Origin of the sequence: Natronospira bacteriovora (assembly GCF_030848495.1) — a bacterium.
GTDB lineage: Bacteria > Pseudomonadota > Gammaproteobacteria > Natronospirales > Natronospiraceae > Natronospira > Natronospira bacteriovora.
The window spans coordinates 43,440-54,102 of record NZ_JAVDDT010000012.1; the positions used below are offsets into that span (position 1 = coordinate 43,440).

11 protein-coding genes are annotated in these 10,663 nt (G+C 60.4%); 3 read left to right on the plus strand and 8 right to left on the minus strand.

What is annotated here, in order from left to right; genetic code table 11:
- Positions 1 to 113 precede the first annotated feature (113 nt).
- A complete protein-coding gene (locus RBH19_RS13465) occupies positions 114 to 989 on the plus strand; it encodes a hypothetical protein (protein ID WP_306729376.1) in 876 nt (291 codons plus the stop codon).
- A gap of 8 nt (positions 990 to 997) precedes the next feature.
- Here the strand turns inward: RBH19_RS13465 and RBH19_RS13470 are convergent, their stop codons facing one another.
- The gene (locus tag RBH19_RS13470; protein WP_306729377.1) at positions 998 to 1,174 is read right to left on the minus strand and encodes a PLDc N-terminal domain-containing protein; all 177 of its coding nucleotides are present in this window, start codon (positions 1,172 to 1,174) and stop codon (positions 998 to 1,000) included.
- Between the two features lie 107 nt (positions 1,175 to 1,281).
- On the opposite strand from RBH19_RS13470, the gene RBH19_RS13475 reads away from it, so the two are divergent.
- Entirely contained in the window at positions 1,282 to 1,689 is a 408-nt protein-coding gene (locus tag RBH19_RS13475) for a DUF423 domain-containing protein (protein WP_306729378.1), read from the plus strand.
- Between the two features lie 99 nt (positions 1,690 to 1,788).
- Here the strand turns inward: RBH19_RS13475 and RBH19_RS13480 are convergent, their stop codons facing one another.
- The 3 genes from RBH19_RS13480 to RBH19_RS13490 form a co-directional block, all read right to left on the minus strand.
- Positions 1,789 to 2,697, minus strand: coding sequence for a hypothetical protein (locus tag RBH19_RS13480; RefSeq protein WP_306729379.1), 909 nt, complete (start codon positions 2,695 to 2,697; stop codon positions 1,789 to 1,791).
- A gap of 275 nt (positions 2,698 to 2,972) precedes the next feature.
- Positions 2,973 to 4,361, minus strand: coding sequence for an amidohydrolase family protein (locus tag RBH19_RS13485; RefSeq protein ID WP_306729380.1), 1,389 nt, complete (start codon positions 4,359 to 4,361; stop codon positions 2,973 to 2,975).
- Positions 4,362 to 4,446: 85 nt separating this feature from the next.
- Positions 4,447 to 4,857, minus strand: coding sequence for a DUF6491 family protein (locus RBH19_RS13490; protein ID WP_306729381.1), 411 nt, complete (start codon positions 4,855 to 4,857; stop codon positions 4,447 to 4,449).
- 131 nt (positions 4,858 to 4,988) lie between these two features.
- On the opposite strand from RBH19_RS13490, the gene RBH19_RS13495 reads away from it, so the two are divergent.
- Positions 4,989 to 5,393 (plus strand): OsmC family protein, encoded by a 405-nt coding sequence (locus RBH19_RS13495; RefSeq protein ID WP_306729382.1) that lies wholly within the window; start codon positions 4,989 to 4,991, stop codon positions 5,391 to 5,393.
- Between the two features lie 9 nt (positions 5,394 to 5,402).
- Here the strand turns inward: RBH19_RS13495 and RBH19_RS13500 are convergent, their stop codons facing one another.
- The 4 genes from RBH19_RS13500 to RBH19_RS13515 form a co-directional block, all read right to left on the minus strand.
- The gene (locus RBH19_RS13500) at positions 5,403 to 6,164 is read right to left on the minus strand and encodes an ABC transporter permease (RefSeq protein ID WP_306729383.1); all 762 of its coding nucleotides are present in this window, start codon (positions 6,162 to 6,164) and stop codon (positions 5,403 to 5,405) included.
- The gene (locus tag RBH19_RS13505) at positions 6,161 to 7,123 is read right to left on the minus strand and encodes an ABC transporter ATP-binding protein (protein ID WP_374728982.1); all 963 of its coding nucleotides are present in this window, start codon (positions 7,121 to 7,123) and stop codon (positions 6,161 to 6,163) included. Before RBH19_RS13505 ends, RBH19_RS13500 begins: the two co-directional genes overlap by 4 nt.
- Positions 7,120 to 9,396 carry a prolyl oligopeptidase family serine peptidase gene (locus RBH19_RS13510; protein WP_306729385.1) on the minus strand — a complete coding sequence of 759 codons (2,277 nt, stop codon included), beginning with the start codon at positions 9,394 to 9,396 and terminating at the stop codon, positions 7,120 to 7,122. Before RBH19_RS13510 ends, RBH19_RS13505 begins: the two co-directional genes overlap by 4 nt.
- 103 nt (positions 9,397 to 9,499) lie before the next feature.
- Positions 9,500 to 10,663: cyclic di-GMP phosphodiesterase (locus tag RBH19_RS13515; RefSeq protein WP_306729386.1), on the minus strand; the 1,164-nt coding region annotated here is incomplete at its 5' end.

Below are 10,663 nucleotides of genomic sequence, written 5' to 3' on the forward strand. Positions count from 1 at the left end.
CGAATCAAGGAACCTCGGGCGTCTCGCTGATTCCTGCCCCCCCATTCGGGGGCGTGACGATCTCGTGTCGGCCCTCTATGCTGAAAGGATCCACACCGAATTGAGGAATTCACATGCCTGTCTCACCCCCTGCCTCATCCCCGCTTTCACGTGCCCTGCTGACCGCCCTGCTGGGCTCCAGTCTGACTCTGTCCGCCTGCACCGCCCTGGATGTACTGTCGGATCCCGCAGGCACCGCCGAACGCGCGGCCCGGGATGCCGCCAGTGAGGCCGTCAGCGAGGCGGCACGGGAAGCCGGGCGGGAGGTGGGCCGCGCCGTTGGCGAAGCCATTGTCCGCCACTACACGCCCCAGTTCATGAGCTGGTACGCCAGTTACCTCAGCCAACTGGCTTTTCACGCCCAGGGCTATACCGTGGAAAGCGAGACACGCGGCTACCAGTCCGGCGAGTACAGCGAATGGCAGGTGCGTGATGCCCATGGTGATGCGCCCATGAGCCGAATGCGCCGGGCCTATCTTGGCAATGATGCGAATGGCAATGAACGCTGGCAGGTGGTGTACCACGATGCGGCTGGTGACGACACCATCATTATGGAGACGGTGTTCACGCCCGGGCGTGAGCAGGCCCTGCGCATCTTTGCGCGCTTCCCGGATGACAAGGAAGTGCATGAGATCGAGGCCACGGATCGCACCTTTGCTGCACCGACCAAGCTGAAACTCTCCGAGGTTGAAGGGGCCCGGGAAAGCCGGGAACGCATTAGCGTGCCGGCCGGTGATTTCGAAGCGCACCGGATCAGCGTGGGTGAGGAAGACTGGCAGCAGGACTGGTGGCTGAACGACCGGGTGCCCGGCGGCGTGGTGCGCTATGGCTGGCAGTCACGGGGCGGTGACGAGGCTCCCGAGCAGGCGGAAGGCATAGCCACCGATGCCTACATTCTTGAGCTCACCGATTTCGGGACAGGCGCCCGCAGTCGCCTGGAGCGGGGCTGAATAAGCGGTCATTTCGGCCCAAGCAGAAACCACAGAATCAGCCCAAGGACGGGCAATACCAGCAGGATAACGATCCACAGTGCTTTTTCCAGGTTACCGGCCGGGCTCTGAGCCGTTCTCAGAATGGCCCAGATCACAATCACGAGCCATATAAAACCAAGCAGTCCGCCAACTTCAAGTCCCATGGGGCCTCCTTCCTTTGGCCAGTGCAGAACGGCTGTGTTGCCCACTGACATCAGCCTATAATGATGGGCCAGGGAACGCCAATGCCCCATCACAATCGGAGATCGGCATGCCCGCCTTTTCACCGCTTTTCCTCGGCCTGGGTGCCGTCAATATGGCCATCGCCGTGGCCCTGGGTGCTTTCGGTGCCCATGCCCTGAGATCCCGGGCGGAAAACCTGCCCCTGGAGCGCGGACTGGCTGTCTGGGAAACAGCAGTGCAATACCACCTGATTCACGGTCTGGCGCTGCTTGGTGTCGCCCTGGCAGCCCACTGGCTGGATTCCCAGCTGCTGCGTGCGGGCGGTTGGCTCATGCTGCTTGGCGTGCTGCTGTTCTCAGGTTCCCTCTACCTGCTTGTGCTCACGGGCTGGCGACTGCTGGGCCCACTCACACCTTTGGGTGGTCTTTGTTTCATCGCCGCCTGGCTACTGATTGCGACGTCGGCATTCACACATCTGCGTAGTACGATGGGCTGAACCCCTTCACGAGCCAGGGGTGGCCTGAAAGCAAAATTAGCACTTCAAGAAAAAAGCCCCGCCGTAGCGGGGCTTTTTACAAGCGGCAAGACACCGGTATCAGACGTCGCTGTCACAACCCTCGAACAGAGCTTCCACTTCAGACTGACTGAAGGTCTGGCCGTTGACAGTGACGCTGCCATCACTGTGGTAAACGACTTCAACGGTGTCACCACCACTTTCGGGCGTCAAGTGTAGCTCCCCCGCCGTCGCCATGGGCTGGCCGGACGAGGCGCCCTGTACCACGATGGGCTGCACGGTATCGAAGGTGGCAGCAAACTGGCAGCTCTGGCTGCCGGAATCGAAACCCATGAAGCCGTTCATCTGGTATTCCCGATTATCCGCGCCCAGATCCGTCACTTCCATGTGCATGCGGTCCGAAGTGCTGGTTCCCCAGCGCAGGTGGAAGTCCATGTCCGGTTGATTCTGCATCCGGATATCAAAGTTGATGTCCGCGAACAGCAGCATTCGCGCATTGGCACCACCACCAAGCTCCGGACAGCCCTGGCAGATATGGATATACATCTGCGATGCCTGGTCCATGGATGTGGCACCTGAGTCCAGTACTGAAATGTAGGGGCCGGCATCCGCGCTCTGCCCCGGCCCCGGTGTCAGCTCGCCAAACACCACGGTGTGATCAGGACTGTGACCGAAACGCATGTAGCCCCGGCTTTCCACGGTAAAACTATCGTGGGAGATCACGCAGTCGGCATCCACTTCCAACAGTTCAATGTTGCCGGTATAACCAAAAGCGGAATCCAGGCCGACACTGCTGCCGGAGACAACGCTCTCGTCGATGTACAGATGCCCGGTGCCGGAACACTGATTGGTGGCAGTGCCATTGGCCGCGTGCAAGGCCATCGATCCTGGACCATCGTCATCCAGATTTGGGTCCTCAATAAAACCCTCTGCGCCATCGGCCATGCCCACGGCAATCAGTGCGGCCACCGCACCGTCGCTGTTGGACATGCCGACAGGACCATCATCATCGCTACTTGAGAAACAGCCACCCAGCCCCAGACACAATGTCGCGAGCGGCACCAGGCAATAAACTTTACGGGTTCTCAGTTGAGCCATCGTTATCTACTCCCTTCATGGATTATAGCTACCGCAATTGAGCAGCAGTCTCAGGCGCCGGGTCATGTAAAGGATCCGACGGCCTGACAGCCTTGCCGACAGGCTAAGGCATGGAAGATGATGCAACGATCCCCTCTTTGGGGTACCCCGCCCGGGGTTGCCGCGAATTATCGGGCCGGAAAGCGGGCCTCAACCGGCTCACCGTCACGTTTGTAGACAATTCCGCCTTTCATCACCCATTCCACATCTTGCAGCAGGCGAATGTTATCCATCAGGTCGCCGTCCACGGCGATGATATCGGCGTACTGGCCGGGAGCAATGGTCCCCCATTGATCCAGTACCCCCATCATGCGGGCCGGCCAGTAGGATGCCGCCTGAATGGTTTCCATGATGGGGATATCCATGACCTCCACAAAGAAGGCCATCTCGTTCCAGGTCGACTCGCAGTGGAATTTCAGCGGGATTCCGGAATCCGTACCCACGAGAAGAATCACACCTGATTCGCGCAATTGCGAGACTTTTCGTTTCACGGTTCGTTGTCTTAGCGGATGCAGCTGATAGTAATCGAGTCGATCCGGATGCTGAATGGAGGCTTCAATATCGGCGATCGTGTCTGCTTTCAGGCCACGCTTCCAGCAATCCGGGTGCATGAACGCCTCGGGATCATCCCGCAGGCTGGCGTAATTCCAGATACCCTCGACGGTCGGCGTCCAATACAGTGGACCACCGTGCACACGCCCGGTGGCCGTGCGCTCCCGCAGTTGCCGGATGATGTCATCCGGGTACTCCGGTGCCAACGCGAGCCCGGTGTGTTCGAAGTTGTCCACCCCGAGCTCCAGCCCCAGACGGATTTCATCGGGACGGTGGGCGTGGGCCACCACGGGCAGGCCGTGGGCATGGGCCGTGTCCACCACCGCCCGAGCCTCCTCAAGACTCATCAAATCCTGGTCTACCAGTTTGATCACATCCACACCCGCCTTGGCCAATCGGCTGACCTTGCGGCGGGCGTCCGCTGGGCTGTCGACACCCCAGCGGAATCGCTCGGTTCCGGGATAGGGCTCGGGCTGAATGAAAGGTCCGGAAACAAACAGGCGGGGACCGGCCAGTTCACCACTTTTCAGGCGCTCCTTCACACTGATGGAATCTTCCAGCGAAGCACCCAGATCCCGAGCCGTTGTTACGCCGGCCAGCAGAAGCTGCTCCGCGGCGGCGGGCATGATCTCATCGGCCAGACGATGCGGATATTCCCGATCCCAGTGCTCATAATCCGTGTGGCCGACCAGCATGAGGTGCGCGTGCATTTCCCAAAGCCCCGGCAGGATGGTTCGCCCCTCCATGGAAATCCGCTGATAGCCCTCGGGAATATCCACTCCACCTCGACGGCCGACTGCGACCACGCGCTCGCCCTCGATCAAGACCACACTATCGGCAATCGGCTTCGCGCCGTAACCATCAATCAACTGCCCCCCGACCAGTGCCTTGCCGACGGGTTCGGCCATCAGTGTATTGAGCAGGATCATTGTGATGAAAAGACAGAACAAGATGGCCTTGCGCATGGAAAACTCCCGGATGAATGGATCTGAAAAGGGTAGTTCCGAATAGCAAGAGACCGGGCTGGGCCCGGCCTCTCGTGTTTGACGGTCAGCTGGATTCCCGGATTGTTTTTACACCCTCGGCGTCGAGTGGCCGAATCCGCCGAACCGAACATTCCTGATCATCCACCTTGAGGGTATCGAAGCGGGAAATCTCACTGAAACCCTCCGGGCGCTGCTGGCGCCCTTCGAGAAGGATACGAAGATCCAGGCGAAGCACACACTTGGGCTCGAGATCGATCAACCAGAATTTCCCGCGCCGAGTTTCGGCCACCAGATTGTCGTCGCCAACCGGGGTCCAGCCGTGGATTCGTGTGTACCGAATCCGGTTGACCGGCTCACCGGCAATGGCCTCATGGCGCTCATAGAGCGTCGGCTCATCATTCTCGTCACCGTTTTCATCAGCCATGACGGGAAAGGCGAACGCGAACAGTATCGGCACAAGTACCCACATTCTCATGGCTTCAACCTCCCGGGTAAAACCCTAACTTCAACATAGCAGAAACAGGGTGCAAAACACCGCCCGGAGCGTTACTCCGGTATCATTGCTCCCTGATATGCGCCTAGTTGGACAGTTCAGGAGCGGAAAAGATGCAGGCGAGCGTGAAGTGGATTGATGACATGCGGTTTGTGGCCACGTCCGGTAGCGGCCATAGCGTGGTCATGGACGGGGACCAGGGGCGGCATGGCCCGAGCCCCATGGAGATGGTGCTGATGGCCGCGGGAAGCTGCTCATCGGTGGATGTGGTGGGGATCCTGGAGAAGGCCCGCCAGCCGGTGTGGAGCTGTGAAGTGGAGCTGAGCGCCGAGCGGGCGGACAGCACCCCGGCGGTGTTCACGCGCATTCACATGCGTTTCATCATCACCGGCGCGGGGGTCTCGGAAAAGCACGTGGAACGGGCGGTGAAGCTCTCCGCCGACAAGTATTGCTCCGTTTCCATCATGCTGGGCCACTCGGTGGAGGTCAGCCACGATTTCGAAATCCGGGAAGACTAGTGCCTCGGTTCATTCCTTCAGTCGGTAGCCTGTCCGGAAAATCCAGGCCACCAGGGCCAGGCAGGTGAAAAGAAAGCCGAAAATGGCCGCGAGACTGGCCATGAGGCTGACATCGGCAATGCCGTAGAAGCTCCAGCGAAAACCACTGATGAGATAGACCACCGGGTTGAACAGGCTGACGGATTGCCAGAAGGGCGGCAGCATCTCCAGGGAATAGAAGGTGCCACCAAGAAAGGTCAGGGGCGTGATGACGAGCATGGGCACAAATCCCAGCTTTTCGAAGTTATCCGCCCAGATGCCGATGATGAAACCCAGCAGGCTGAAGACAAAGGCCGTCATGACCATGAAGAAGAGCATCCAGAAGGGGTGCTGAATCTCGATGGTGACGAAGAAATTGGCGGTGATGAGGATGATCACGCCAATGATCAGGGACTTGGTGGCGGCCGCCCCCACATAGCCCAGTACCGCTTCCAGATAGGACACCGGCGCGGATAGCAACTCGTAGATGGTGCCCGTGAAACGGGGAAAATAGATGCCGAAGGAGGCATTGGAGACGCTCTGGGTCAGCAGCATGAGCATGATCAGGCCGGGCACGATGAAGGCCCCGTAACTCACCCCCTCCACGGTCTCGATGCGCGAACCGATGGCGGCACCGAAGACCACGAAATACAGGCAGGTGGTGAGTACTGGCGAGACGATACTCTGGCCGATGGTGCGCCAGGTGCGGGACAGTTCGAAAAGATAGATGGCCTTGATGGCATAGAAGTTCATCGCTTGTCCTTCACCAGGCTGACGAAGATCTCCTCCAGGGAGCTCTGGTGGGTGTGCAGATCGCTGAAGGCGATGCCGTGGTCTTCCAGTTCAGAGAGCAGCTCAGCCACGCCGGAATGCTCCTTCCGCATGTCGTAATGAAAGACCAGCTGCCAGCCGTCTTCGCTTAGCTCAAGATCACGCGCCTGCAGTGAATCGGGCAACGTTGTCAGTGGTTCGCGCAGGTGCAGACGCAGTTCCTTGCGCCCCAGCTTTTTCATCAGGGCCTGCTTTTCATCCACCAGAATCAGGCGCCCCTGGCCGATCACGCCAATGCGGTCGGCCATTTCCTCCGCTTCCTCGATGTAATGAGTGGTGAGGATGATGGTGACCCCCTGGCCCCGCAGGCGATGCACCAGAGCCCACATGTCACGCCGCAGCTCTACGTCCACACCGGCGGTGGGCTCATCCAGGAAAAGAATTTCCGGCTCATGGGCGAGCGCCTTGGCGATCATGACCCGGCGCTTCATGCCACCGGACAGGTTCTTGATCTGCTCATTGCGCTTTTCCCAGAGTGAGAGATCGCGCAGAACCTGTTCCACATGAACGTCATTTCGAGGCAGGCCGAAGAGACCGCGACTGAAGGAGACGGTGTTGTGAACGGTTTCAAAGGAATCCGTGGCCAGCTCCTGGGGAACCAGACCGATCAGGGAACGGGTCTTGCGGTAATCCGCGATGATGTCATGGCCATTGACTCGCACCTGCCCTTCCCCGGGATTGACCAGGCCACAGATGATGCTGATGAGCGTGGTCTTGCCGGCGCCATTGGGGCCGAGAAGTGCAAAGATCTCGCCCCGTCGGATTTCCAGGTCGATGTCGCTCAGAGCCACCAGTCCGGAGGCGTAGGTCTTGTTGAGAGCGTGGACACTGACGGCCGCCGGAGCGTCCGCCCGGCCTGAGTCTTCCGTCACGGGACTCATTCCTCCTCATCTCGTGGGCCAGGGGGCATGTGACGGTGGAAGAAGTCCACCAGGCGGCGGAAGGTATACAGGGCATAATGCTCCTGCGCAGCCCACCAGTGGCCCGAATCATGCACGATATCCAGCTCGAACTCCTTGCCTAGCAGCATGAGTTTTTCACTCAGCATCAGGGTGGTCTTGAGTGGCACGATATCATCATGCAGTCCGTGGATGATAAGCAAGGGATCGGCCAGATCTTCACCCAGGTCCATCAGGCTGCCCTGCTCGAAGATTTCGGGATGGGTATCCGGGCGGCGCGTCAGGTGCTGGTCGAATCCGGTGAAATGCCACACGTCCACGGCCGGCGCACCGGCAACACCGGCGGCGAACAGGCCGGGTTTGCGGAACAGACCGGAGAGAACCATCAGGCCACCGTAGCTGTTGCCCCAGATACCGATCCGTTCGGGGTCCACATGGGGCAGAGTGCTCAGGTACTCCACCGCCGCGTGGAGATCTTCCAGGTCACCCCGGCCCCAGTCACCCTGGAATGCTTCCCGGAATGCCACGCCGTAGCCAATACTGCCACGCACATCCACCTGCACGGCAATATAACCATCCGACAGTGCCATTTGTTGCTGCAGCGTGCTGGTGGGGCGGTCAGACTGCCAGATGTTGCGCACCGTATCCGAGTAGATATTGCCGATGATGACCGGGTAACGCTTGCCCGCCTGCATGTCCGGCGGCTCAACGATGCGGGCATGGATCTCGTAATCCCCATCGCGGCTGGGAAAGCGGACGTATCGAGCCGGTATCCAGTCATAGTCATTGAATTCCGGCAATGGCGAATGGGTGACTCGCTGCTCATCGCTTTCCCCATCCGTGCGCAGAAGGTATAACTCGGCGGGACGCACATCACTTGAATGAATCAGCGCCAGATAGTTGCCATCCGGAGACAGTACCGGCTCATGGGTGCCGGGCAGGCGGGTCAGACGCTGCGTGCCATTTTCTTCCGGCAGCAAGCGGTGCACATGCCGTTCATGGGGACTGTACTCGGTGGACTGCAGGTAAATGGTCCCGTCCGGCGCCACGTCCAGCCAGGCCGGGCCCCGTTCACCGGCCACGTCATAGTCACCGCTCAGGCGTCTGGCTTCGGCCCTGTCGGCGCCGCTCTCCGCGGCAATGGCGTAAAGACGATAGTAGGCTTCGTGATCACCGATGAAGTAGATTTCGTCACCACTGGCACTCCAGACGGCGCGAAAGACCGGATAGATTCGCTGCGGCCGATGGTCATGCCATATCGTCTCCAGGCGGGTGCCATCGGCACTGGCCTTCAGAATCCAGCGATCTTCGGCCACATCGGCCCCCTGCATGATCATCAGAGACCGCCCGTCCGGTGACCAGGCCATCTCCAGAATCAGACGCCGATTGGGCTCCGGCGTCTCCAGCAACTTCAATTCAGTGTCCGGCACCGTCAGCAAGGCCACCCGCCGGATGAGATCGGTGTCACCGGGATAGGGCCGGCGGACATGATGAAGAATGGGTTCGTCGTGCAGATAGGACGGGAAGGGCACCTTGCGGACCGTGCGCTGATCAATGAGCTGCAGGGTGATGGCATCACTGCTCGGAGACCATTCATAGCTCGCCACATAGCGATCCGGCCTGACGAAGGCACCCAGCGCCACCTGGCCGGGACCGGTTTTGGCCAGGTCGGTGGCAGGACGGATCCCGCCCTCAACCCGGTTCTTCAGCCAGAGGTCGCCGCCGGAGAGGAAGGCCAGCCAGCGGCCGTCGGGCGAGAAGCGCAGACGGGAAACGCCGGATTCGCCTTCGTACACGAGGCTCTGCCCCTCGCCGTCCGGCCGGATGCGCTCAAGTCGGCCCTGGTAGGTGTAATACAGCCAGTCACCCTCGGGATCCCAGCGAACCTCACTCACCCCTCGCTGTGCCCGTTCACGGATTCGGGCCTGCAGGGTATCCAGCCGGCCTTCCTCGAGGCGCGGGGGCACATCGCCAGGTGCCGGCGCAAAGTGAGTCAGACGGACCGGTGACGGTTGCCCCACCCGGGTCAGCCAGAGGTCCCGATAGGGCATGCCGTGCTCATTCCATAGAAAGACCAGCTGCCGGCTGTCCGGAGACCAGCGCGGCTGCTCGGGAGCGGTGCCGGTGAGACTGGGGAGCGTCACGATCGACTCGAGTGTGGGGGCGGCATGAGACGGTGGTTCCGCCGGCTCCGGCTCGCAGCCCGCGAAAAGGAAGAGCAGAAGGGTGAGAGGCAGATAGCGAGTCACTGACATGGCGTGGCATCCCGGGTTCACGAATCGTGGCACTGCGAGCATCATGCCGCATGACAATGCCACGTCAACCACCACCCGGAGCCCGCCTGACCACCAGCAGCGTTCAGACCGTGTTCAGCGTGCCCTGATACAGGCGATCCACATAGGTCTCGGTGACACGGGCTACGTCCACACCATACCGGGCCGGATCCACTACCCGCATGATCTGGAACTTGTCACCGCCCCGCATCTCGGCGCGCTTGTCCAGATCCATCAGTGGCCAGTTGCGATACATCTGTCCCTTGGCATTCTGCAGGATCATCACCTCCGGTCGCAGGCGAGTGCGGCGAGTGTGGCTGACCACCAGGGCAATGTCACCACTGTGCAACTGAACCACACTGCCGATGGGGTAAATGCCAATGCAACTCATGAAGGCCTGTACCAGCGAACGCTTGAATTCACGATCACCCAGCTGCTTGATGACATTCATGGAGCCATGGGGCGAAGCGGGGGTCTTGTAAGGCCGCTCCGTGGTCATGGCGTCATAGATGTCAGCCAGCGCCACGATCATGGCTTCCTCGGGGATACGATCACCGGATAGGCCATCCGGGTAGCCACTGCCATCCAGGCGCTCGTGATGATGGCGAATGATGTTGACTACCGTGGACGAGAGCTGGGCCTTGCCTCGCTGAAGCAGGTGCTCGCCCTGAGTCGGGTGTTCACGAAGCTCACGCTCCTCCTCGGGGGCCAGCTTGCCCGGCTTGTCCAGTAGATGTATCGGAAGGCGCATGAGACCAACATCGTGCAAGAGCGCGCCGATACCCACATCAATGAGCTTCTGCCCGGAATAACCCAGGTAATGGGCAAAGGCGAGGGACACCACGGCCACATTGGTGCAATGATTGGCGGAATGCTCATGCCGCCGCTTGAGGCTGTTGAGCCACATGGAGGCATTGATGTTGACCTCGACCGACTTCGCCAGCCCCTCCACCACATGCACGGCCGCCCCGGTATCCACCGACTGGCCGGAACGGACGCCCTGCAGGACATTATCCAGAAAGGCAGTAGCGCGGCGACGGTACTGGTAGACCTGTGTCAGGGCCTTGCGAAAATCCGGCTCGGCGGGCAACAGTTCGGGAGCCGGCTGACGGGCCACTTCCTTGCGGGCGACCGGCGGGGCGCTGGGTGGTGGCTGACGTTGCTCGAACGCGGGCCCGTCGTAGCCCCGTTCATTGTCGATCACCACATAGCGACAGAGAGAGCGAAGCTTCTTCAGCTCCTCGTCACC